The organism is Oceanospirillum sp. (assembly GCF_982874595.1).
Genome location: NZ_CEYNZH010000020.1, coordinates 18,005 through 39,870 on the forward strand (window position 1 = coordinate 18,005; position 21,866 = coordinate 39,870).

General features: G+C 50.6%; 23 protein-coding genes. 13 read left to right on the forward strand and 10 right to left on the reverse strand.

Annotated elements, in window-relative coordinates:
* Positions 1-68: 68 nt before the first annotated feature.
* The 3 genes from AC4GL5_RS10370 to AC4GL5_RS10380 are packed head-to-tail and all read left to right on the forward strand — an operon-like array spanning position 69 to position 2,913.
* Positions 69-1,514 carry a sigma-54 interaction domain-containing protein gene (locus tag AC4GL5_RS10370; protein ID WP_490382709.1) on the forward strand — a complete coding sequence of 482 codons (1,446 nt, stop codon included), beginning with the start codon at positions 69-71 and terminating at the stop codon, positions 1,512-1,514.
* 39 nt (positions 1,515-1,553) lie between these two features.
* A complete protein-coding gene (locus AC4GL5_RS10375) occupies positions 1,554-1,997 on the forward strand; it encodes an MAPEG family protein (protein WP_490382710.1) in 444 nt (147 codons plus the stop codon).
* Positions 1,998-2,040: 43 nt separating this feature from the next.
* Positions 2,041-2,913 carry an endo alpha-1,4 polygalactosaminidase gene (locus tag AC4GL5_RS10380; RefSeq protein ID WP_490382711.1) on the forward strand — a complete coding sequence of 291 codons (873 nt, stop codon included), beginning with the start codon at positions 2,041-2,043 and terminating at the stop codon, positions 2,911-2,913.
* A 460-nt stretch (positions 2,914-3,373) separates the two neighbouring features.
* Here AC4GL5_RS10380 and oadA read toward each other — a convergent pair whose 3' ends face one another.
* Complete coding sequence (gene oadA, locus AC4GL5_RS10385; RefSeq protein WP_490382712.1) at positions 3,374-5,194, reverse strand: sodium-extruding oxaloacetate decarboxylase subunit alpha; 1,821 nt, start codon at positions 5,192-5,194, stop codon at positions 3,374-3,376.
* Positions 5,195-5,291: 97 nt separating this feature from the next.
* Positions 5,292-6,707 carry an acetyl-CoA carboxylase biotin carboxylase subunit gene (locus AC4GL5_RS10390; RefSeq protein WP_490382713.1) on the reverse strand — a complete coding sequence of 472 codons (1,416 nt, stop codon included), beginning with the start codon at positions 6,705-6,707 and terminating at the stop codon, positions 5,292-5,294.
* 209 nt (positions 6,708-6,916) lie between these two features.
* Here AC4GL5_RS10390 and AC4GL5_RS10395 point away from each other — a divergent pair, with 209 nt between their 5' ends.
* From AC4GL5_RS10395 to AC4GL5_RS10405, 3 genes are read left to right on the forward strand one after another with little or no spacing between them, the layout of a single operon-like run.
* The gene (locus tag AC4GL5_RS10395; RefSeq protein ID WP_490382714.1) at positions 6,917-7,858 is read left to right on the forward strand and encodes a LysR family transcriptional regulator; all 942 of its coding nucleotides are present in this window, start codon (positions 6,917-6,919) and stop codon (positions 7,856-7,858) included.
* 49 nt (positions 7,859-7,907) lie between these two features.
* Positions 7,908-8,321, forward strand: coding sequence for a hypothetical protein (locus tag AC4GL5_RS10400; protein ID WP_490382715.1), 414 nt, complete (start codon positions 7,908-7,910; stop codon positions 8,319-8,321).
* Between the two features lie 29 nt (positions 8,322-8,350).
* Positions 8,351-8,806 (forward strand): N-acetyltransferase, encoded by a 456-nt coding sequence (locus tag AC4GL5_RS10405; protein ID WP_490382716.1) that lies wholly within the window; start codon positions 8,351-8,353, stop codon positions 8,804-8,806.
* Between the two features lie 31 nt (positions 8,807-8,837).
* On the opposite strand, the gene AC4GL5_RS10410 is transcribed toward AC4GL5_RS10405, so the two are convergent.
* Genes AC4GL5_RS10410 through AC4GL5_RS10420 form a run of 3 tightly spaced genes read right to left on the reverse strand, consistent with a single transcriptional unit; the run spans position 8,838 to position 12,137 of the window.
* A complete protein-coding gene (locus AC4GL5_RS10410; protein ID WP_490382717.1) occupies positions 8,838-9,899 on the reverse strand; it encodes an alpha-L-glutamate ligase-like protein in 1,062 nt (353 codons plus the stop codon).
* A 4-nt stretch (positions 9,900-9,903) separates the two neighbouring features.
* Positions 9,904-11,409 (reverse strand): inactive transglutaminase family protein, encoded by a 1,506-nt coding sequence (locus tag AC4GL5_RS10415; RefSeq protein WP_490382739.1) that lies wholly within the window; start codon positions 11,407-11,409, stop codon positions 9,904-9,906.
* A 59-nt stretch (positions 11,410-11,468) separates the two neighbouring features.
* Complete coding sequence (locus tag AC4GL5_RS10420; protein ID WP_490382718.1) at positions 11,469-12,137, reverse strand: ATP-dependent zinc protease family protein; 669 nt, start codon at positions 12,135-12,137, stop codon at positions 11,469-11,471.
* A gap of 426 nt (positions 12,138-12,563) precedes the next feature.
* On the opposite strand from AC4GL5_RS10420, the gene AC4GL5_RS10425 reads away from it, so the two are divergent.
* The gene (locus AC4GL5_RS10425) at positions 12,564-13,526 is read left to right on the forward strand and encodes a helix-turn-helix domain-containing protein (RefSeq protein WP_490382719.1); all 963 of its coding nucleotides are present in this window, start codon (positions 12,564-12,566) and stop codon (positions 13,524-13,526) included.
* Here the strand turns inward: AC4GL5_RS10425 and AC4GL5_RS10430 are convergent.
* Together AC4GL5_RS10430 and AC4GL5_RS10435 are read right to left on the reverse strand one after the other, a co-directional pair.
* Positions 13,473-14,114 carry a LysE family translocator gene (locus tag AC4GL5_RS10430; protein ID WP_490382720.1) on the reverse strand — a complete coding sequence of 214 codons (642 nt, stop codon included), beginning with the start codon at positions 14,112-14,114 and terminating at the stop codon, positions 13,473-13,475. The genes AC4GL5_RS10425 and AC4GL5_RS10430 overlap by 54 nt on opposite strands.
* Positions 14,115-14,204: 90 nt before the next feature.
* The gene (locus AC4GL5_RS10435; protein WP_490382721.1) at positions 14,205-14,846 is read right to left on the reverse strand and encodes a LysE family translocator; all 642 of its coding nucleotides are present in this window, start codon (positions 14,844-14,846) and stop codon (positions 14,205-14,207) included.
* Positions 14,847-15,000: 154 nt separating this feature from the next.
* On the opposite strand from AC4GL5_RS10435, the gene AC4GL5_RS10440 reads away from it, so the two are divergent.
* Both AC4GL5_RS10440 and AC4GL5_RS10445 read left to right on the forward strand, forming a co-directional pair.
* The gene (locus AC4GL5_RS10440) at positions 15,001-15,477 is read left to right on the forward strand and encodes an Lrp/AsnC family transcriptional regulator (protein ID WP_490382722.1); all 477 of its coding nucleotides are present in this window, start codon (positions 15,001-15,003) and stop codon (positions 15,475-15,477) included.
* Positions 15,478-15,504: 27 nt separating this feature from the next.
* Entirely contained in the window at positions 15,505-16,314 is an 810-nt protein-coding gene (locus tag AC4GL5_RS10445; protein WP_490382723.1) for an esterase/lipase family protein, read from the forward strand.
* A 60-nt stretch (positions 16,315-16,374) separates the two neighbouring features.
* Here the strand turns inward: AC4GL5_RS10445 and AC4GL5_RS10450 are convergent, their stop codons facing one another.
* A complete protein-coding gene (locus AC4GL5_RS10450) occupies positions 16,375-16,866 on the reverse strand; it encodes a thioesterase family protein (protein ID WP_490382724.1) in 492 nt (163 codons plus the stop codon).
* 270 nt (positions 16,867-17,136) lie between these two features.
* On the opposite strand from AC4GL5_RS10450, the gene bfr (AC4GL5_RS10455) reads away from it, so the two are divergent.
* Positions 17,137-17,607, forward strand: a complete 471-nt coding sequence (gene bfr, locus AC4GL5_RS10455; RefSeq protein ID WP_490382725.1) for a bacterioferritin — start codon at positions 17,137-17,139, stop codon at positions 17,605-17,607.
* Positions 17,608-17,618: 11 nt separating this feature from the next.
* Positions 17,619-18,089, forward strand: coding sequence for a bacterioferritin (gene bfr, locus AC4GL5_RS10460; protein ID WP_490382726.1), 471 nt, complete (start codon positions 17,619-17,621; stop codon positions 18,087-18,089).
* Between the two features lie 83 nt (positions 18,090-18,172).
* Here bfr (AC4GL5_RS10460) and AC4GL5_RS10465 read toward each other — a convergent pair whose 3' ends face one another.
* Positions 18,173-18,412, reverse strand: coding sequence for a (2Fe-2S)-binding protein (locus tag AC4GL5_RS10465; protein ID WP_490382727.1), 240 nt, complete (start codon positions 18,410-18,412; stop codon positions 18,173-18,175).
* An 83-nt stretch (positions 18,413-18,495) separates the two neighbouring features.
* Here AC4GL5_RS10465 and AC4GL5_RS10470 point away from each other — a divergent pair, with 83 nt between their 5' ends.
* Positions 18,496-18,711, forward strand: a complete 216-nt coding sequence (locus AC4GL5_RS10470; RefSeq protein WP_490382728.1) for a hypothetical protein — start codon at positions 18,496-18,498, stop codon at positions 18,709-18,711.
* 81 nt (positions 18,712-18,792) lie between these two features.
* A complete protein-coding gene (locus AC4GL5_RS10475) occupies positions 18,793-19,788 on the forward strand; it encodes a TAXI family TRAP transporter solute-binding subunit (protein ID WP_490382729.1) in 996 nt (331 codons plus the stop codon).
* Here the strand turns inward: AC4GL5_RS10475 and AC4GL5_RS10480 are convergent, their stop codons facing one another.
* The gene (locus AC4GL5_RS10480) at positions 19,789-21,453 is read right to left on the reverse strand and encodes an ATP-binding protein (RefSeq protein WP_490382730.1); all 1,665 of its coding nucleotides are present in this window, start codon (positions 21,451-21,453) and stop codon (positions 19,789-19,791) included.
* Positions 21,454-21,866: the final 413 nt, after the last annotated feature.

A 21,866-nucleotide genomic window follows, 5' to 3' on the forward strand; every position in this document is an offset into this window, starting at 1 on the left:
TTTGAATCATGATTCATGGTTGAATTGCGTGATTTAACGATTAAGTTTCCCTAACGGATAATGCTTTTATGACCGCGACGCCTGCACACTCATCCCGCTTTGATCGCTCCTCCGAAAGAGAGCTGGCGATGATTCTGGATAAATCCTCCGACAATATCGTGGTGACTGATGGTGATGGGGTGATCCTGAAAGCCAGCAGCAACTTCAATCGCATCTATGGTCTGCCTATCAGTGACGCCGTGGGAAAAACCGTTCAGGAGCTGCAGGCATCGGGCATTCTGACGCCTTCGGTGACCCTGGAGGTGCTGAAGCGCAGGCGAGATGTTCAGCTGATGCAGTCCACCAGTCAGGGATTTCAGGTGATGGCGTTGGGCTTTCCGATCTTTGATGATGCCGGAGAGATTGAGCGGGTGATCAGCTTCTCCCGGGACCTGACCGACCTGCAGATGCTGCAGCAGGAATATGAACAGCTGCAGCAACGGCTGTTACAACCCTTGCTGGATACCCGGCAGAGTGAGGAGCTGGCCGGGCTTGCCTTTAAAAGCCGTCCGGTGCGGGAGATTATTCAGCTGATCCGCCGTATTGCAGATACCGAAGTGTCGGTGTTGTTTCAGGGGGAATCCGGTGTTGGTAAAACCGCCTTTGCCCGCCTGATTCATCAGCTCAGTGACCGTAAAGAGAAACCCTTTGTCGAGGTGAACTGCAGTGCCATTCCGGAAAACCTGTTTGAGTCCGAGATGTTCGGCTACGAAGCGGGGGCTTTCAGCGGCGCATCCCGACAGGGGAAATCCGGTCTGATCGCGAGTGCAGAGGGTGGCACCCTGTTTCTGGATGAAGTGGGCGAGCTGCCCCAGGCGATGCAGGCAAAATTGCTCAAAGTGCTGCAGGATGGCGAATATACCCCCGTCGGCAGCGTGAAACCCCGCAAGGCACGCTTCCGGCTGATTACCGCCACCAACCGTCAGTTAAGCGATATGGTAGAAGAGGGGCTGTTCCGGCTGGATCTCTATTATCGGGTCAATGTGGTGCCGGTTTATATTCCTTCCCTCAGAGAGCGCAATGAAGATATTCCGGTATTGGCGGGACATATTCTGAGTCGGCTGAACCGGAAATATCAGGAGCAGAAACAACTGCCGATGCATCTGCAGGCACGCCTGCAGCAGATGCCCTGGCCGGGTAACATCCGTGAGCTGGAAAACACCTTAGAGCGCTGGTTTGTCTCTTCGGAAGGAGAGATGATTCGCGCGGTAGATCTTGAAGGCCGCTTTGAGGTTCAGGCCGGTTCGGAACCTCAATCGGAGGGGCTTTCTGGTGAAGCAGCTGAGCAATCGAATACTGACAGCATTTCTGCACCGCAAAGCCTGAAGGAGATTCTGGATCAGGCCGAGCGTCAGGCGTTGGAGCAGGCGATACAACACTGCCGATCCAGTTACCAGCTGGCAGAATACCTGCAGATCAGCCAGCCCAGTGCCGTGCGTAAACTGAAAAAGCATGGACTGACCGTAACCCGATAGACGGGCTGCTTTGAAATTATCATCGAGGATTCTGACTCAATGGAACTGCTTAACTCTAAACTGATTTTTCTACCGGTATTGGCACTGGTGTTCTGGACTTTTATCGTGCTGCTGATTCTGCCGTTTCGACGTTTTGCCCTGATCAAAAGCGGACAGGTTGGCATTAATGATTTTAAGCTGCAGGAGACTGACCGGGTTGCGGAAGCTGCTGTACAGGTTAATCGCAACTATATGAACCTGCTGGAACTTCCGGTTCTGTTTTATCTCGCCTGTGTGCTGTTTTATCTGTTGGATGCGGTAACGGCTGTAGTACTGGTTCTTTCGTGGATTTATCTGGGGCTGCGGATCGTGCATAGCCTGATTCATCTGACCTATAACCGGGTTTTTCACCGCTTTCTGGTCTTTGCGTTCAGTAACGTTATCTTACTGGCTATATGGCTGATATTGGCGTATCAGTTGGTTTTTGATCTGCAGCTTGCTTGAGCAGGCCTGCATCTTTCAGGTTTAACAGTGTTGGGGTTAGGGAATGGCGAAAAGAGAATCCGGCAGGCCTTTAGGTTATGCGGTATTGGGGATTATGTTGCTTCTTGCGGGTTGTGGTGACTCTGGTGGTTCATCCGATGATACCGGATTAGATCCTAACGTTGATCCGGTCACAGAGGGAAGCTGGTATCGACCCGATGTTGGGGTGACCTGGCAGTGGCAGCTACAGGGCACGCTGAATACCAGCTACAACGTTGAGATCTACGACGTTGATCTCTTTGACACCCCGAAAACTCAGATTGCCAACCTTCAGGGTGAAGGGCGTAAGGTTATCTGCTATTTCTCGGCGGGTTCATATGAGAATTATCGTGAAGACAAAGGTGATTTTCCGGCAGAAACGCTGGGTAAAACCCTTGATGGCTGGGATGAGGAGCGTTGGCTGGATATCCGGCATTCGGCGGTTCATGACGTGATGAAAAAACGTCTGGATCTGGCTGAAGAGAAGGGGTGTGATGGCGTAGAGCCGGACAATATGGATGGTTACACCAATAGCCCTGGTTTCAGCTTAACGGCGACGGATCAGTTGGCTTATAACCGTTTTATCGGTAATGAAGCCCATAAGCGAGGCCTGTCGGTTGGCCTGAAAAATGATATGGATCAGATCCGTCAGCTGGTGGCCTACTATGACTTCTCTGTTAACGAACAATGCTTTGAATATAACGAGTGCGACACCCTTAAGCCCTTTATTGATGCGGGTAAGCCTGTTCTGAATGCGGAATACAAAAGCGAATACATCAACAATGTCGGGAACGCACGGGAGGCTTTGTGTACGGAGTCGTTGGCGATGGATTTTAGTACCCTGGTGCTTCCGTTAGATCTGGATGATGCTTCGCGGCACAGCTGTTTGTCTGAGTGACACAAGTCAGAGGGCTGGCTGTTACAGGACAGAGGCGGTTCGTGTAGAAGGGCGGGGCTATTCAGAAAAAATACGGGCAAAAAAAAGGCCCGAGTAAAAGGCTGATTTCAGAAAGTCGCTAAACCCTGATCTGAAACGCGCCTTTAACTCTGGCCGATGTGCTATCCCCGGAGACCAATAACGCCGTCAGACTGGCGTGTGGGCTGCCTCCAGAAGTGGTGCAAGATTAGAGCGCTTTACCGATAAGGTAAAATTGATATTTCTACTATCAGCTATAAGTTTTAACTTATAGGTTGGCTGTAAGAGCCTTCCGCCATAAAAAAAGCCTGTATTCTTTGTTTTAACAGAGAAATACAGGCTGAAGGCGCGCCTGTTAATGGCGCTTGTAGTGAGCACGATTGAGTTTTTTAACGCGTTATATCCGTGTCTTTATCCTGGTCTTTGGGGAGATCAATCGAGCTTATTCAATCTCAACCAAGACCTCTCCCGGTGTGACGCGATCTCCTTTGTCGACGTGCACAGCAGTGACGGTGCCTGCGATATTGGCGTGAATTTCAGTTTCCATTTTCATTGCTTCAGCGACCAGAACCGCCTGTCCTGCATCTACCGTATCACCGACTTTGACCAGTACCTCAAAGATATTACCCGGCATAGCGGTGGTGACATGTCCCGGCTGGCTAGCGTGTTTACGCTTGCTGCCTCCTTCGGAAACAAACTCATTCGTTGGCTCAAAGATTACTTCTTCCGGCATGCCGTCCAGTGACAGATAGATTTTGCGTTTACCGGAACCATGGTCACCGATACCGGTTACGGCAACATCATAGATTTCCCCGTGAACATTAATCTTGAACTCCGATGCGCTGGCTTGTCCCAGTTTGCCTGCTGTAGCGGCATCCGGTGGCAGGAGTTCTTCCGGTTGCAGGGTGCCGTCTGTCCGTTGTTGCAGGAATTCCCGACCAAGCTCCGGAAACATAGCGTAGGTGAGTACATCTTCCTCTGAACTTGCCAGGGTGCCGATCTCTTCACGCAGCCGGTTTAGTTCCGGATTCAGAAGGTCTGCGGGGCGGCCGACATCAACGCTCTCATTACCGATCGCCTTTTTCTGAACCTCAGGGTTTACATCAGCCGGTGCTGCACCATAACCGCCTTGCAGATAACGCTTCACCTCGTTGGTGATGGTTTTGTAGCGCTCTCCGGCCAGTACGTTGTAGACCGCCTGAGTCCCGACAATCTGAGAGGTTGGCGTGACCAGTGGTGGGTAGCCCAGGTCTTTGCGCACTCTTGGGATCTCATCGAATACTTCGCGGATACGATCCAGAGCGTTTTGCTCTTTCAGCTGGTTGGCCAGGTTGGACATCATGCCGCCGGGTACCTGATTGATCTGTACGGAAACGTCTTCACGGGTGAATTCGCTTTCAAACTGATGGTATTTCTTGCGCACTTCACGGAAGTAATCGGCGATTTCGCCCAGCAGTTCCAGGTCCAGGCCAGTGTCGTAGGGCGTATCTTTCAGCGCCGCAACCTGAGCTTCTGTCGCCGGATGACTGGTGCCGCTGGCAAAAGAAGAGATGGCGGTATCGATACGGTCGGCACCCGCTTCAATCGCTTTCAGTTGACACAGCGGAGCCAGACCTGCTGTCGAGTGACTGTGCACAACAATCGGCAGATCCAGTTCTGCCTTAAGCGCTGCGACCAGATCATAGGTGGCGTATGGGGTCAGAAGGCCCGCCATATCTTTGATAGCGATGGAATCGGCACCCATGTCGCGCAGCGCCTTAGCCTGATCGACAAACAGTGCCGGAGTATGTACCGGGCTTGTGGTATAGCAGAGGGTGCCCTGTGCATGTTTGCCGGATTTCTTTACCGCTTTCATGGCGGTTTCCAGATTACGAATGTCGTTTAACGCATCAAAAACACGAAACACATCGATACCGTTCTGAGCCGATTTTTCGACGAAGGCTTCCACCACGTCGTCAGCATAGTGACGGTAGCCCAGCAGGTTCTGACCCCGAAGCAGCATCTGTAGGCGAGTGTTAGGCAGAGCTGCGCGCAGTTGGCGCAGGCGCTCCCACGGGTCTTCTTTCAGAAAGCGAACACAGGCATCAAAGGTTGCGCCGCCCCAGACTTCCAATGACCAGAAGCCCACCTGATCCAGTTTGTCGCAGATCGGCAGCATATCGTCGGTTCGCATACGGGTCGCGATGAGTGACTGATGGGCATCACGCAGAATGACATCGGTCACCTCAATTTTTTTGCCAGCGGCTTGTTTGCTCTGAGTCATCTTGTTTCTCCTACAGCTGTTTTTCAGCTGACTGAATTCTTTTCGATACCGTTATGACCTGCTTGGGATTGCAGGCATTTTTTTAGGTGTTGGCCTTTCACAGTCCGGCATGGGCGGCAATAGCAGCGGCAACGGCCAGTGCGATCTCACTTGGATGACGCTTCTCGGAGTAGTTCATTAGCTCCGGATGGTTGGGCACAAAGCTGGTGTCGAAGTGGGCATCCCGGAAATCCTTGTGGTTAAGAATCTGCTGGTAGTAGTTTGCGGTGGTCTTGATGCCATGCAGGCGCATATCGTCCAGGGCACGCTGGCCGCGATTAACCACTTCTTCCCAGCTCAGCGCCCAGACGACGAGCTTCAGGCACATGGAGTCGTAATAAGGGGGGATCTCGTAGCCGGTATAGATGGCCGTATCCACCCGAACACCGGGGCCGCCCGGAGCGTAATAGTGGGAGATACGGCCAAAACTGGGTAAAAAGTCGTTTTTGGGGTCTTCTGCGTTGATGCGGAACTGAAGCGCAAAGCCGCGATAGCTGATATCTTCCTGCTGGTAGCTCAGGGGTAAACCAGAGGCGATCCGCAGCTGCTCACGAACGATATCCACGCCAGTGATCTGTTCGGTGATGGTGTGCTCCACCTGAACCCGGGTGTTCATCTCCATAAAGTAGACTTCGTTGCCGGACAGCAAAAACTCAACCGTACCGGCATTTTCGTAACCTACCGCTTCTGCGGCTTTTACCGCTAAGCCGCCGATGTATTGGCGCTGTTCCGGTGTTAACTGAGGGCTTGGAGCGATCTCAATCAGCTTTTGATTGCGCCGTTGAATCGAGCAGTCCCGTTCGTAAAGGTGCACCACATTTCCCTGGCAGTCCGCCAGAATCTGCACTTCGATATGGCGGGGATCGACGATGCACTTCTCCATAAAGACTTCAGCAGAACCGAAGGCTTTGGTGGCTTCAGAGATGACGCGGGGATACTGGGTTTTCAGTTCCTGAGGGGTGTCGCAGCGACGAATACCGCGACCACCACCGCCCGAGGTTGCCTTGATCATAATCGGATAACCGATCACATCCGCCAGCTTCAGAGCCTCGTCGATATCTTTCAGATTACCTTCAGAACCTGGTGTGATAGGAACACCGGCAGCGCGCATAGAATCGCGGGCCTGGGTTTTGTCGCCCATTTTATGAATCACTTCAGAGCGTGGGCCGATAAAAGCCACACCTTTTTGTTCACAGAGTCGGGCGAACTCGGCATTTTCAGACAGAAAGCCATAGCCGGGATGGATGGCATCACAGCCGGTTTCCAGCGCCAGATTGACGATACGGAGCGGATCAAGATAGCCGGCCAGCGGGTCTTCACCCAGCGAGTAAGCTTCATCGGCACGTTTTACATGCAGTGCGTACCGGTCAGGTTCAGTATAAATCGCAACCGAGCGTATGCCTGATTCTGCACAGGCTCGTACGATGCTTACCGCGATTTCACCTCGGTTAGCAATCAGAACTTTTTTTATCATGGGACCTTCCTCGGACCTTCTCTGATAGGAATGGCTGCAGGTCGCCCGCCCGGGACCTGTTGTGCTAACACTATGCGTGCTTGTTGATAAGGTAAAATTGATATTTTTTTTGGTTTGTATAACTGATTGTTTATAGATAGGCTTGCGTAACGAATGTGCATGCCGTGTTTAAAACGGTTTACCGGAAACAAAAATTACAGGTACCAACGATGCCTCTCTCCGTACAGACGCTGACAAATCGTATGACTTTCAGGCAGTTACAGGTCTTTAAGGCCGTTTATGATCTGAGGAGTTACAGTAAGGCTGGTGAACTTTTAGGGCTGACCCAGCCAGCGGTGAGTAGTCAGGTCCGACAGCTGGAGCAGGCGATTGATCATCCGCTGTTTGAATATGTGGGGCGTCGTTTGTTTACTACGGCAGCAGCAGAGCGCCTTGCCCTTAGCGTGGCGGATATCTTTCTGGAGCTGGGTAATCTGCAAACGGATCTGGCGGCTTTAAAGGGGAGTGTGGCCGGTGAATTAAGGCTGGTAGCCGTGAACACCGCACAGTATATGGTGCCTTATCTGCTGAGGGCCTTTCTGGATCTGCATCCTCAGGTTTCGGTTAGTGTGAAGGTGGTAAATCGGGCAACGGCCCTGCAGCGACTGAACGATAACAACGATGACCTGGTGATTATGGGGATGGTGCCTGTGGATCGTCCGTTAATATCACTACCTTTTCTGGATAACGAGTTGGTGCCTGTCGTTCCTGACGAGCATCCTTTGCTGGCAGAGGGTAAAATTTCGGCTCAGCGTTTTCTGGATAGTCACCTTCTGGTGCGTGAACCCGGTTCTGGTAGTCGTCTTGCTCTTGAGCAGCACTGCCAGCAGTTACGCCTGAAATTTAAAGCAGGGATGGAGCTGGGTTCTAACGATTCAGTGAAGCATGGGGTCATCGCAGGTATTGGTGTTGGAGTCTTGCCTAAGCTGAGCATTCTGCCTGAGCTGGAGCTAGGAAAACTGCGCATTCCAGAGGTGGAGGGGTTTCCTCTGAAGCGTAGCTTTTGCGTAGTACATCCTCAGGCGAAACATCCGACCCCGGCGATGCAGGCATTTCTGGATTATATCCAGCAGAACATCAAACAGTTTGAACGTATGTTTTTGGGCAGGTAAGCTGCTCCATCTTTTTTAATCTGATCTTGGTAGCTACAAGGAGTGTGTGATGGGTCTTATCGTTGGACCTTTAATGTTGATGTGGATGGTCGCTTTGGGGCTATCACTGAGAATCGGTTATGTGTTGGGTGAAGCCAGTGGTTTCTTCCCATATGCACTTATGTGTTTGCTGGCCGGCATATCCGGTGGCTGGCTGCATTCCCGTCTGGTTATGGCCCGTCGCAAGTCAGCGGAGAGTTTGTGGGCATTTCAGCTGACGATTGACTTTGTACTTAATAAATTCGCCCTTTCCGCCTACACCGTACTGGCAGCTATCTATCTTTTTACCGACCTGACTGCCACTGATGGCAATCTGCTGAGCCTGATCTTTATCGGTACTTTGGTGTTGTCATCCGGTACTTTGACCGGTGTTTTTACCAGCGAAGCCTTTATGAACCGCCACAATATTCAGCGAACGTATTAGAGCGACTGATTTTGTGAAGGAGATCAAGCATGACCACCACACAAACCGGAAAATCTGTCCGGGCTTTTCAGCCGCAAGATTTACAGGCCGTGCTGGATATCTGGCTTACCGCCTCAATCAAAGCCCATGACTTTATCCCTGAATCCTTCTGGAAGGAACAGCTGGCAGCAATGGCGGAGATCTACCTGCCTGCTGCACAGGTTTTTGTGTATGAAGAAGAGGGGCGGGTTACGGGATTCAGCGCCTTGTACGACAACATATTGGCAGCCCTCTTTGTTTATCCTGACTGTCAGGGTAAAGGGCAGGGGAAATCCCTGTTGCAGCATGCGATCACGCATAGCGAACAACCCTTGTCCTTAAGCGTTTACAAAGCCAATCAACCAAGTGTCGGTTTCTATCGCTCCCAGGGATTTGTCATTCGCGAAGAGCGTGTTTGCCAGCATACAGGCGAGCCGGAATATCAGATGGATTTAGCGAGCGTCTGATTTCAGGTTGCTACAGGCTGAGATTTCTTTTCTACTTACCAACCCTTTTTACTGAAGACGTGCTGGCAAACAGCTCCCGGCTGAGAGCTACTCGTTCTTCCGGTGTGTTATGGCAGATGCCCTGTTGTTTTAGGGCTTCAATCTTCTGCAGGCGCGGCAGCAGGCCGGTGCCGTTGGCGGTTTGGATCGCTAAGCCGGGGCGGGCATTCAGCTCCAGTACCATAGGGCCACGGCTTTTATCCAGCACCATATCGGTTCCGATATACCCGAGCCCCGTCATCTCCCAAGCGCTTGCGGCGAGAACCAGTAATTGTTCCCAGTCGGGGATCTGCAGCTCATCCAGTGGGCGTTGGGTATCCGGGTGGTGACTCACCGGATGGTTGTGTTGTACAGCGCGTACCGCTTTGCCGGTGGCGATATCCAGTCCGACGCCCACAGCCCCCTGATGCAGGTTGGCTTTGCCGTCAGAGCTTGCAGTTGAGCAGCGCATCATCGCCATCACCGGATAGCCGTGAAAGACGATAACGCGAATATCCGGCACGCCTTCATAACTGAAGTCGGCAAAGCTATCGTCAAATTCGATCAGATTCTCCACGACAGCGACATCATTTTTACCACCCAGAGAGAAAAGTCCGGCCAGGGTGTTGGTGATATGGCGCTCCACATCTTCGCGGCTCAGCTCTGCGCCTGAAGGTTTGATGTAGCGCCCGTTTTTATGGGAGGTGACTACCAGAATCCCTTTACCACCGGAGCCTTGCGCGGGTTTGATGACAAAACCCGGCCACTCAGCCACAAGGGCATGAATCTCTTTAACATGTACCTGGCTTTCGATCACGCCAATCAGCTCGGGCACGGTGGCACCAGCTTGCTCGGCGATATGTTTGGTTTTCAGTTTGTCATCCACCAGCGGATACTTTGATCGGTCGTTGTAACGACCTATGTAGCTGTGGTTACGCTGGTTCATACCGAGAATGCCACGCTGACGCAGTTTTCGGGGAATTTCGACAAATGCTCTGATCTTGCTGATCAGAGCATTGAGGAAGGGTTCCTGTTGAGCGTGTGACGACGCCACGAGGTCTTTGCTCTCCGCCATGGTGTCAGTCCTTTACCAGATGCCGGAATCGGCGCAGCTCGCTTAACCGATAACCGGTGTAGTTCCCCAGCAGCAGAATCAACGCAAGGATGATCAGCTGCAGCCCGACAAAGTTAAAGGTCAGATGGCGAATCAGCTCTGAGGTCATCGCCAGATAAACCAATACAGCGGTAAAGAGTGAGCCTCCACCCTGTACAAAAACCTCTTTTGCACCTTCTTCTTCCCAGAGAATCGACATGCGCTCAATGGTCCAGGAGAGGATGATCATCGGGAAGAAGGTGATGCTGAGGCCTTCCAGCAGGCCAACTCGATAGGCGATAACGGTGAAGACAGAGATGATCAGAATCACGGCGATGATGACCGCTGAAATTCGGGCAACCAGCAGGAGGTTCAGGTGTGACAGATAACTACGGATCATAAGACCTGTGCCCACAATCAGCAGAAAACCGATAATGCCGGGGGCAAGCTCTGTCTGCACAAAGGCTACAGCGATCAGTACCGGCATAAAGGTACCCGAGGTTTTAAGGCCGACAATAATGCGCAGGAAAACCACCAGCAGCGCACCAACCGGAATCAGCATGATGGTTTTGAACATGGCCTGTTCTTCCACTGGCAGGCTGTGAATCGAGAAGTTGAGCAGGTCGTTAGCTTCAATCTTTTTACGGGTGGCGGTTTCCGGAGAGATATCCTGCGCGATCATGGAGAAGCTGACGTCGGATTGGCGGCCGCCAATGACATCCAGCAGGCTCTGATAGTCGGGGCTCCAGATCAGCAGGTTATTCGGTTTGCCTTCAGCTCCGGTTTGAGGGTTAAACAGTTGCCAGTGCTCTTTTTGCTCATCCCAGACCTGTACCCAGGGCTGAACGCTCTGGCGACGGCGACCATCTTCCAGTGTCAGGGTCGCTACGGTTCGCGCCGGAACTTCTTCCATCGAGAGCAAGCTGACCAGCGCATCTTCCCGGTTCATGCTGTTCAACAGTAGTGCGGCATTCTGGTTTTGTCCGTCATTGAGTTGTCGGATCAGTTCCCTGGCCAGTGTTGGGTTATCCGCTGAGTGCTTCATCGCATCCTGTAGCATGGACAGGGCAGCTGTTTGTCGGACATCCTCAAAATACTGGGGATGGGGCTTACCTGGGGGCTGTATCTGATATCGGGCATCCGGGTCGGCCAGAAAACGCACCTTGTAGTAGAGCAGTTGCAGGCCTTCAGCACTGCGGATGGACCACTCGGCTTTGCGTTGGCCATTCTGTTCCAGCAGGGCTACACCGTAACCCTGAGAGGAGCTGCTTTCATCGGTCAGGATAAAGTTCTGCTGGTCATCAGGGATTGCCATGGCAACTTTGGCGGGGTCACCGTTAGCGGTGAACTCTATTCGGGCCTCAATCTCCCACTGTTCCCGTTGCTCCCCGGGAAACCAGGGCACGCCATAAACCGAGTGGCGATAAAGGCTTAGGGCGACGCCGACCAGAACTAGGGTGGCAACGAAGAGATAAAAGGGCAGTCGATTAATCATGTGTCACTGATGTCCATGGTTACTGCTGTGATGCGGCTTCAGGCTTGGGTCCGGGATTATTCAGAAGGTGTGCCATCCGTTAGCGATTGCGGGCTTTGTTTCGGGTGAATGTAAGCTTTGCCCACATCGATCAAGCCGACGTCCTTAAAGAATTCCCGGCCCAGCAGAATCTGGAAGGTCATATTTGATCGGTCAGCAAGAGTGAATTCTGCTTTCTCCCGTAAGCCGCCAACCTGAATCCAGGCCTCGATGACCGGGCGGCGCTCCGCTTCTTCAGCAGAGGCCTGAATAATGCGTACCCAGCGAACAATAGGGGCTTCGATCGTTTTGGGTTCTGTTTCCTCGTTATCACCCGTTAACAGTTCAAACCGAACCCACTCTTCGCCGTTGCGTTCAAAGAAAACCGGACTGGGCGCGTGAATCGAGGAGGTGGTCGCACCGGAATCAACCCGTGCTTTAAAGTTGGCTTGGGCGGCATCGAGCCAAACCCACTCTTTACTGCCCAGTATCACTTTGCTCTGAGGGTTGGGTTGTTGCGGATTACTGGTAGCGGTGTTTTGGCTGCCTGTTTTTTTCTTTTCCTCGGCCAGGGCAAGCAAGCGGGTCTGATTTGCTTTTAGTTCCGCTATCGCTTTGTCGCTGCTGTTTAACTGGTTCTTGAGGTTTGTCAGTTGCTGACTTTGCTGTAGGTTCTGTTGTTCAAGGTTTTCTAAGCGCTGTTGCAATCCCGCATCCATGGATTGGATAGCATTTAGTGTTTCTTTATTAGCATTAAGTGCGCAGCCTGATAGTGCTAGCGCACTAACTGTTAAAACAAAAAGGTGCAGTAATGATGGCGATACAAAGCGTTTAAAACACATAAATTTAGCGATGCTCTTGGCAAAGTAGGGTGTCCGGAAAAGCGGCTAGTCTACCGGAGTTGCTTTAGGGGTTATAGTTTTATAAAGGTGTATTTTGGCAGCTAAATTTCACTAACTCTGATGCTTTTGATTAAAAAATGGTGTGAAAATGTTTTCGCTGCCGTTTAACTTATAGCCATAGACGTTATAGATGGGGCAAGTTGTTAAGGGTTCCGTCTTATTATGTAAAAATAGAGTAAAATCAAGTAGCTGTATTAGATGCTTTTGTTACGGAGTTTGAGGGGATCTGCCATGTCATCAGCTAATAAGCCGTTTTTTTGGCGGCATAGTCAATTGCCATACATTGAGCTGCGGATGATCAAAGATGGTCGTAAGGTCTGTTATGCTCCGCATACTCACAAGCAGTGGTCGATGGGGCTGATTCTTAAAGGGCAAAGCCGTTATCAGATTCAGAAGCTTAAAGGTGAGGGAAGCGGGGAACACTCCCACAGAATTCAGCAGGGCAGTATGGTGTTTATGAATCCGGATCAGGTGCACGCCTGTTCTGCTCTGGATGATAAGCCCTGGTCCTATGTCATGTTTTATCTGGATACCCGTTGGCTTGCGAGGTTAGCACAACGGCTTGGTCTGCAGTCTGATACTGTCTGGCGGGATATACCTGTTAATCTTCTGGAAGAGCCTGCGCTGTTCGATCAGGTCAGAGGGTTGGTTGAGCGTCTGATTGCTTCTGATTTGAACTGTGATCCAAAAATTCTGGATACCGATATCGAGAATGTTCTCAGTGATGTGCTGCGATTGTTGGCTGTTTCTGCCTCCGAGCCCTTATCAGAGGGCGCGGTTATTCTCACCGCTGAACCTGTTGCCGATGCCGTTGCAGCTATTGCCCGTCAGTTGGATGAGCACCCGGAACAGGTTTTGCCCCTTGAAGCGATGAGTCAGGCGGCAGGCATTACACCAACCCAACTGATCCGGGCTTTTAAGAAGCACTATGGCTTTACGCCCCATGCTTATCAGGTTAATCGACGGGTTCAGCTGGGTCAGCAAGCGCTGAAACAAGGACAGGCTATCGTGGATGCTGCTCTGGTTGCAGGTTTTGCTGATCAGCCTCATTTTCAGCGGGTGTTCAAGAAGATTCTGCAGGCAACACCAAACCAGTATCGGATAGCGTTGCCTATGGGGCTTCCTTTTACGCTCTCTTACTTAGCTCTCCAGAAGAATCAGCAAGCAGCTGATTATCAGCAGTCCGGCCAGTGAGCGGTTGATGACTCGCATCATGCGTGCGTTATGAACATAGCGTCGGAGAAAGGCTCCCGCATAAACCCAGCATGAAAGTGACAGCCAGCACACGGGTAGGTAAATTGCTGCAAAGATCAGTACCTCATTAAGTTCGCCGGATGCCGTATAAGCCGCAATCCCAGAAGCGGAAGCCAGCCAGGCTTTCGGGTTAAGCCACTGCATGATGGCCCCTGTCATAAAGCCCGGTGCTTTTTGCTGATCCTGCTCGCTGATCTCACCGTTGTCCTTAATCAGCAAATAACTCAACCAGAGCAAGAAACCGATCCCGCCCCATTGCAGTAGTTGGTTTATCGCCGGGAACTCCCGCATCACCTGATACAAGCCCAACCCGATTGCTATAAAAAGCACGACAAAACCCAGTGTTGCCCCTGTGATAAAAATCAGGCCGACAGGTAGCTTATAGCGGGCTCCACTACTGAGTCCTACCAGGTTTACCGGCCCCGGTGTGATCGAGGCCACTAGAGCGAAAATGGTCATTGAAGAGAGCACGGATAGCTCGATTGAGCCCGTGCCCGTGAAACTACTGAAGAAAGATAGATCCGACATAGTGCCTCCGATAAACGGCGTTGTTCATAAAGAAAAGGCAGTCTGACGGTTTGCTGAGGTAAGGTATTGAACAAAATTGCAGGTGTCTTTTTACAGCTCACTCAGACTGAGCCGGATTGCGCCTGCAATAAAAACGCTGGAAAAAAGCCACTTCTGAATCTTCTGTCCGGTTTGGGTTATCTTCACCTTGGCGGCTACGGCACATACGCTGGCAGCAATGAGCATATCGAACACGATACCAGTGATAACAAGAATAATGCCGAGGTAGAAGTATTGGACCAGTATTGGGGCGTGGCTACCGTTTTCCGGCTGCAGGTCAATAAACTGCGGCAGTAGCAGTGAACAGAACATTAGTGCCTTTGGGTTCAGCAGATTGGTAAGAAAGCCTCGACGAATAGCGGCCAGATAGTGCTGCTGATCGGAACCCACATCACCGGCAGATAGCGAGCCTGCTGAAATAATCTTCCAGGCCAGAAAAATCAGGTATGCAGCGCCAATCCACTGAATAACCCGTAGCAGATCCGGGTGAGCGATCAGCAGAGCTGCCAGCCCCAGTGCTGCTAGCAGTACATGCAGGCCCCGAGCCGCTGATAAGCCTGCAGAGGTCATTAGTGCCTGTTTAAAGCCCCGCCCTGACGCGGATGCCATCACCAGTGCCATATCCGGGCCGGGAATCAGATATGCAGCACCCAGTGTCAGAATATAAACAGATAGCTCAGTCAGATTCAGCATGGTTTAGGGACTCCCAAAAAAAGTTCTATCAACGGAGCCAATTATCCTTTTATTAGTGGAAATAGGATTGCTATCTCTGCCCGTATTTGCTGTTATTAAGGTATATGATTTCTTTAATCTGTTTTTTTGTGAAAGATTATTTCAGGAGGGTTGGGTGAGTATTTCCAGATCCGATGTTTTAGATGAAACGGACCGACGCATTCTGACTTTACTGCAGCAGGATGGCCGCCTGACGAATGCCAAACTGGCTGAGCAGTTAAATTTGAGTGAAACACCTTGCTGGAGAAGACTAAAGCGACTTGAGTCTGAGGGGTATATCGAAGGTTACCAGGCGCGTTTAAACCGACATAAATTAGGCCTGGGCGTGATAGGCTTTGCTCAGGTGACTTTAGGTGACCACTCAGGACAGATGCCCATGGAACTTGAGCAGAAAATGGCTGCCATGCCGGAAGTTCTTAGCTGCCATAATGTTTCCGGTGACTGTGATTATATTTTACAGATTGTGGCGGATGATTTGGAAAGCTACGGTGATTTTGTCCGTGACAGACTCCGTGTTTTGCCGGGCATCAGTTCGATTCGTTCCAGCCTGTCGTTAAGAGAGGTCAAAGTCGGGCAGAGATTGCCGGTATAAGCCGCTAGTGGTCTGAGGAAAATATCCATGAAAGGGAACACTGCATTTGATGGTTTAAAATTTGCCGGTCGTTATCGTCTTTTGCTGCTGGCCAAAGTCTTGTTGCTTATTTGGCTGAGTGTTCAGGCTGTTTTCCCGATAGTTCTCCATGCCATCGGCCCCTCTGATGAGGCTATTGCAGCAGGTGTCGCAGACGAAAGGGTTATTTTGGCGCATGGTCTTGGCAGAAATGAGCGGGCAATGTGGCTGCTTGAGTTCCGTCTGCGCCGGGCGGGGTTTGATGTTTGTACCATCGACTACCGGACTCTTGCTACGCCGCTTGAAAGCGCTTTAAATCAGGCCGGTACTGACATTAAGTCCTGCATTCCCGAAGCGGGGATCGTTCACTTTGTCGGGCATTCGATGGGTGGTTTAGTGATACGTCACTACCTGAATCTTGACACCTCTTTGTCAGAATATAATCGCTTAGGGGAGGTCGTGATGCTCGGTACTCCCAATCACGGCAGTGAACTGGCCGATCTTGCTCATGATTATTTCCCGGAAGTTTGGCAGGGCAATGTTGTCGTATCTTTGAACACCCGTGATGTTGGTTTGGCGGGACAACTGCCTTCACCCTATTACCCTACTGCAGTGATTGCAGGTACTCAGCCATCCGTTTTTACGGGGTTTTCTTTTCCCGGCAGTAATGATGGTTTAGTCAGTACCGATTCTACCCGCTTACCGGAAATGAAAGATTTTCTGATTGTTGATGTAGGCCACTCTATGCTGCGTTATGATGCCGAAGTGGCCGGTCAGGTGATCCATGTTCTGAGAACAGGCGCTTTTGAACATCCATAATGGCAGATTTTTAATCTGCTCCGGCACGCTCTCAGCCCTTATGAATAACAAAGCTCATACCTATTTCCTGCGAATACCAATGGCTGCACCCACCTTATCGGGTTGAGGCTGTTTCTGGTCCTGCGTGAAATGTTCGGTAACTTTCTCTTCCGTTTCCGGTAGCCAAGGGGCAGATCGTCGCTGGCGCATATCCATGTGCAGCATAAGAGCCTCAAAGGCGGCGTGTTCTTCGCAGGTTTCTCCATGCCACATCTGCAGATAAAGGTGTACTTTGTTGTGATCGTGATCGATCAGCTGGCAGGTGATGGTGAAGGCTTCACCTTCATCGATCTCTTTGAAGTAATGAGTCATGCACTGCAGAGTAAACATAGAGACCTGATGCTGTTCCCTAAACCCGGCATTGAGTCCAATCGCTTCCATAAAGCCATCCAGTCCGCGGCTGAAGGCAACAACATAGTAGGCATCGTTAAGGTGGCCGTTGTAGTCGATCCAATCCGGCTGAACATGATCCCGATAGACGACAAGTAGGTCCTTGTGGGTTTCCCGTTGCATGAGTTTATCTCCCGATTTGTTCTTGTTTTGGGCTGAAAGCGTCTCTGTACCAAAAGAGAATATCACTCTTTTAAAACGAATTATTATTTGGCAATGAAAACACTTCTTGTTCATTCAAAGTGATTGATTTTATTTGGATTAAATTACCTTTAAAAGCCCAAATGGGTTCGTAATCTCAGGCTGAATTGTCTATAACTAGGCAATAACCGATATCTGAACTCAGATTTAGATTTACTTTATAAGCAAGTTTTAATAACCGAGGATAGATTGATGAAAGCTGATACAGGAGTCATCGCTGAACTTAACTCAGCGCTGAAAGGCCAGTTGACGGTGATCAACCAGACCTTTCTTCATGCCCGAATGGCTAAGAACTGGGGACTGGAAGAGCTCAACAGTCATGAATACAAAGCTTCCATCAAATCGATGAAGATTGCTGATGATCTGATCGAACGCATTTTGTTTCTGGAAGCTCTGCCGGGAATGCAGGCGCTGAATCGTCTTCATATTGGCGAGAATGTTCCTGAGATGCTGGCGGGAGATATGAAGGTGCACTCGGAAGTTCGTGATCAGCTGCTGACTGCGATCGATGTTTCAGAAAAGGCTCAGGACTATGTCACCCGTGATCTGCTGACCGAGATTCTGGAAGAAACTGAAGAACAGATCGACTGGATCGAAACCCAGCAGTGGCAGATTGATAATGCGGGTATTCAAAATTATCTGGCTGCGCAGATGGAAGATTAAGGAGACGTGTTATGAAAGGTAATCCAAAGGTTCTCGAGCATCTTCAACGTCTGCTGAACAATGAGCTGATGGCTCGTGATCAGTATATGGCTCACGCTAACCAGTTTAAAGATTGGGGACTGGATAAGCTGCACGAGCGTCTGCATCATGAGATGGAAGAGGAAACCGAGCATGCGGAAGCGATTATGGAGCGCATGCTGTTTCTGGAAGCTGAGCCGGATATGAACGCTCAGGAAAAAGCCAATGTGGGTACTGATGTTGCCAGCATGTTCCGCAATGATCTTCAGGTTGAGTACGAAGTTGATCAAGCCCTGAAAGAAGCGATTGCTGTTTGTGAGCAGGAGCAGGACTACATCACCCGTAAGGTGCTGACTAAACTTCTCGATGATACTGAAATGGACCATGCCTATTGGCTGGAGCAGCAGTTGCGTCTGATCGATATGGTGGGTGTCGAGAACTACATTCAGAAGCAGATGGCCTGATTTTAATCAGGTTTCAGTCTCTCAAAAGCTAAAAACGGCGTATCCAGATGATCTAGATACGCCGTTTTTTTAGCAATGATTTTTTATGCGGCTTGTTTCTGAGGGACGGGTTCCGTTTTGGCTATTGCCAGCTCAGTTGCCAGAGAGGCCGCTGCTTTCATGCGCAACTCTTCATCAAGAATTTGTCGGGTTTCCTTCACGCACATACCGCAGCTGCGCGCTACTCCGAGATTATCACGCAATGCTTTCAGGTTGTGATCTCCTGAAGAGACTGCATCGCGAATCTGTTGATCGGTAATTCCTGCACAAACACAAACATACATGGCTGAAACATCCGTAAGTTGAACTTGATGGTTAAATATTAGTGATAATCCTTATCGTTTGCAAGTCTTAGTGAGAAAATTTCTTGTTTGCGTTTGGCCGCTATTACAATATGCGGGGAGAAGATATTACCGCAGCCTTGTCCCGGCTTGAGATCATTCCGGCCGTGACACGAATCAATGCCTTAACCGAAGACGGACTGTCACCAGAGAAGGGGGCTGATATACTGCTGCGATTGTGTCATCTGGTTGGTTTTTCTTCCGGTCAGACTTTGACTACGGGTTTTGAATCGCAGAGCTGAATTCTAATTAGGGTCTTGGTGTTTCTAGCCCTCTGTTAAACAAAAAATAATAAGGCAGCAGTGTTGATGAAAGCCGGTGTGATGAAATCAGGTTTTTCTATTCAAAGTTATTTTCTTTCAGTTGTTTTACTCGCTGTACCGCTGCTTTTCTTTTCTTCAACGCTTCGTGCGGATAGCCGGATTCTTACTCTCGGAACCGGCGGTGTCACAGGGCTTTACTATCCGGCGGGTGGCGCTATTTGCCGTCTGATGAATCTGAACCGTCAGCAGCACGGGGTTCGTTGTGCGCTACGAAGTACTTTGGGGTCGGTAGAGAATCTGCAGCTGGTGATTGCCGGACGGCTGGATATGGGCATTTCTGAAGCGGGGCAATTGGATAACGGCTACCACGGTCGGGGTGGCTTTCGCCGCTCGGCCAGTGAATTGCGTACCTTGGTTGGACTTTATCCTGAGCATATTTCGATTCTGGCGCGGAAAGATTCAGGTATTAACAGCTTTGCTGATCTCAGAAATAAGCGTTTTAACCTTGGTAAAGCTGGCAGCAGTCAACGGGTAACCCTTGATGTGCTGATGAAAGCGAGAGGCTGGCAACGGAAAGATTTTGCGGCTCTTGAGGAACTTGAACCGGCTGAGCAGGCGAAGGCGCTATGCGAGAACCGGATTGATGCGACGCTGTATGTTGTTGGGCACCCTAACGGGGCGATTAAAGAAGCGATTCGGGATTGTGACAGCCATCTGATTGGGCTGGAGCAGCGTGATATTGATGCTCTGATCGCTCATAGTCCTCACTATCAGGCGCTGACCTTACCGGGATCAATCTACTCTGATCAGCAGCCGGATGTGAGTACAGCTGGGGTAAACGCCACTCTCTTTGCCCGAAATGACCTTCCTGATGATGTGGCGTATGCCATCGTTCAGTCCCTGTTTGAGCAGTTTGATCAGTTTCGGCAGCTTCATCCGGCTTTTTCGGCCTTAAAGGCTGAATCCATGGTTCGTATTCCCCTGGCTGCGCCCATGCATCCGGGAGCCAGAGATTATTTTGTTGAGAAAGGCTGGCTGGACAGTGGTCAGAACTGATCAGCTTTCCTTAAGTTGCAGCGGGAGGATCAATCTGAAGTGCGCCCCGGAATCTCCCTCGGTTGGTATGCTTTCAATGTGCCCCTGAAGTAGCTGAGTCACTAGATTGTAGCTGATATGCATTCCCAGCCCGCTGCACTCCTGATGGCGTTTGCTGGTGACAAAGGGTTCAAACAGTTTCTGGTGCCAGTCTGCTTTTATCCCCACGCCATTGTCCCGATAATCCACTTGCAGGTGATCGGCCTGATCCAGCTGTTCTGCAGGCTTTCTTTGGTGACCATCGGATTTCAGAGGCGTGATACTGATGGAGATCTTCCCGCCTTTCTGATGTTCAAAGCCATGAATAACCGAGTTCAGTATCAGGTTGCTGAAAACCTGATAGTAGCTGCCGGGGTAGCTGTCGATGATCAGTGGCTCCGGCCCCTGAATTTCGACCTCGGGATGGCAGTTTTTCAGTCCAGGTTGCAGGGATAGCAGGACTTCGTGAAGATACTGAATCAGATCAAAGCGGCGGTGCTGTTCACTGGATTGGTCGACTGAAACTTGTTTAAACGCCCGGATCAGTTGAGCGGCCCGCTCCAGGTTTTTGCAGATCAGGTCGCTGGTTTCCAGCGTGAGGTTCAGAAGTTTCTCGCCCTCTGATGCCTTGAAAGAGGGAGATTTTTGCAGACGCTTGGCTTCATCTGACAGATAGGTGGCTGCGGTAAAACCGATGCCTATAGGGGTGTTGATCTCATGGGCGACCCCGGCGACCAGCTCACCCAATGCAGCCATTTTTTCTGACTCAACCAGTTGCTTCTGAGTGCTTTGCAGCTGATTGAGTGCATGTTCAAGCTCTTGATTGCGTTGTTCTAATTCATCACTTCGCTCTTTGAGCTGCTGAGTCCGGTCAGCTACTTTTTGCTCCAGCTTCCAGTTCAGGTCTGCTAACTCCCGGTTGGCGGACTCTAGCGCTTGTTCGGCCTGCTCGCGCTTTTGCATATCGCCCAGCATTGATTGGCGCATGGTGTTAAAGGCTGATACGACATCGTTTAGTTCGTCATTCTGAGCTTTGCGCTTAAGCGCTAATGGCTGCTCCAGCCGATCCAGTTTCAGCCGTCGGGCAAAGAGCGCCATAGTGCTCAGATGGCGGGTAATAAGATGGTGGAACAGTGTCAGAATAAAGACAGAAACCAGAAAGGTTTTAATGCCTTGAGTCGCCAGAATAAGCAGTACCTTATCGGCCATTCGCAGATAGAGATCTTCCAGGCTGATGATCAGGCTGAGTTGTCCTACGGTATAACTTTTACCACCATGTCCCTCATGGGTCAGGGGGTAGTTGTGCTGCAGAAGCTGCCCTGTTTTTGGCTTGCTGCCGGCAAAAAAGGCTTCGCCGTAGGGGGTGGTAATCTCTAAGTACCGTACATCGGGCAGCTGCAGAAGACCATCAAGCTGAACCTGTACCTGTGCCGGATTGATCTCCCACAAGCTGTTTGAAAGGCCGCGAAGAGAGCTGTTTTCGATCTGAATAAGGCGCTCATCAATGGCGGAGCGCTCATAGCGGTAATCACTCCACAGTTGAAAGCCCGTGGCAAACAGGGTGATCAGTGAGCTGTAAATAAGAATAGCGGTGAGCAGCCGCAGGCCCAGCGGGTTGTGATGATAAAAGGTTTTGATTCTCTGCATCTTTTGAACCTTTCGAGCTGGGCCCAGGTGATCTTTATATTAAGGAGCGACAGTATAGCGTTTGCATCTTTATCTTACCCGTAAACGCCGTTTCACGAACAAAGCCTACCATTTTCAGTGTGTTGCCTATACTTACCCGGTGAGGGTTATTTTGCTTTATTGTCAGGATCTTTTTTTTAAAGTGAAATATTTATGCCTCATTTGGCACGTTAGGAGGTCTTGTTGGCATGAATTGCGGTCATGGCTTTCCTGACTTTGCAGTAACTTTAGGTTGCCTCCTGTTATATCCGAGCCCGTAGCTCTGTTAGCAAGGAGGAGCGGTAGCAGGTTCGCATGAGGGTAAACCTGCTGATGCCGCTCGATAGCTGAAGAAACCAATTCCCGGCTTCGGCGGGTTGATAATGATAAGAAGG

What these genes read in the sequence shown, in the direction of transcription:
- AC4GL5_RS10370 (WP_490382709.1), top strand. Translation starts at nt 69, where the DNA reads ATGACCGCGACGCCTGCACACTCATCCCGCTTTGATCGCTCCTCCGAA.
- AC4GL5_RS10375 (WP_490382710.1), top strand. Translation starts at nt 1,554, where the DNA reads ATGGAACTGCTTAACTCTAAACTGATTTTTCTACCGGTATTGGCACTG.
- AC4GL5_RS10380 (WP_490382711.1), top strand. Translation starts at nt 2,041, where the DNA reads ATGGCGAAAAGAGAATCCGGCAGGCCTTTAGGTTATGCGGTATTGGGG.
- oadA (WP_490382712.1), bottom strand. Translation starts at nt 5,194, where the DNA reads ATGACTCAGAGCAAACAAGCCGCTGGCAAAAAAATTGAGGTGACCGAT.
- AC4GL5_RS10390 (WP_490382713.1), bottom strand. Translation starts at nt 6,707, where the DNA reads ATGATAAAAAAAGTTCTGATTGCTAACCGAGGTGAAATCGCGGTAAGC.
- AC4GL5_RS10395 (WP_490382714.1), top strand. Translation starts at nt 6,917, where the DNA reads ATGCCTCTCTCCGTACAGACGCTGACAAATCGTATGACTTTCAGGCAG.
- AC4GL5_RS10400 (WP_490382715.1), top strand. Translation starts at nt 7,908, where the DNA reads ATGGGTCTTATCGTTGGACCTTTAATGTTGATGTGGATGGTCGCTTTG.
- AC4GL5_RS10405 (WP_490382716.1), top strand. Translation starts at nt 8,351, where the DNA reads ATGACCACCACACAAACCGGAAAATCTGTCCGGGCTTTTCAGCCGCAA.
- AC4GL5_RS10410 (WP_490382717.1), bottom strand. Translation starts at nt 9,899, where the DNA reads ATGGCGGAGAGCAAAGACCTCGTGGCGTCGTCACACGCTCAACAGGAA.
- AC4GL5_RS10425 (WP_490382719.1), top strand. Translation starts at nt 12,564, where the DNA reads ATGTCATCAGCTAATAAGCCGTTTTTTTGGCGGCATAGTCAATTGCCA.
- AC4GL5_RS10430 (WP_490382720.1), bottom strand. Translation starts at nt 14,114, where the DNA reads ATGTCGGATCTATCTTTCTTCAGTAGTTTCACGGGCACGGGCTCAATC.
- AC4GL5_RS10435 (WP_490382721.1), bottom strand. Translation starts at nt 14,846, where the DNA reads ATGCTGAATCTGACTGAGCTATCTGTTTATATTCTGACACTGGGTGCT.
- AC4GL5_RS10445 (WP_490382723.1), top strand. Translation starts at nt 15,505, where the DNA reads ATGAAAGGGAACACTGCATTTGATGGTTTAAAATTTGCCGGTCGTTAT.
- AC4GL5_RS10450 (WP_490382724.1), bottom strand. Translation starts at nt 16,866, where the DNA reads ATGCAACGGGAAACCCACAAGGACCTACTTGTCGTCTATCGGGATCAT.
- bfr (WP_490382725.1), top strand. Translation starts at nt 17,137, where the DNA reads ATGAAAGCTGATACAGGAGTCATCGCTGAACTTAACTCAGCGCTGAAA.
- bfr (WP_490382726.1), top strand. Translation starts at nt 17,619, where the DNA reads ATGAAAGGTAATCCAAAGGTTCTCGAGCATCTTCAACGTCTGCTGAAC.
- AC4GL5_RS10465 (WP_490382727.1), bottom strand. Translation starts at nt 18,412, where the DNA reads ATGTATGTTTGTGTTTGTGCAGGAATTACCGATCAACAGATTCGCGAT.
- AC4GL5_RS10475 (WP_490382729.1), top strand. Translation starts at nt 18,793, where the DNA reads ATGAAATCAGGTTTTTCTATTCAAAGTTATTTTCTTTCAGTTGTTTTA.
- AC4GL5_RS10480 (WP_490382730.1), bottom strand. Translation starts at nt 21,453, where the DNA reads ATGCAGAGAATCAAAACCTTTTATCATCACAACCCGCTGGGCCTGCGG.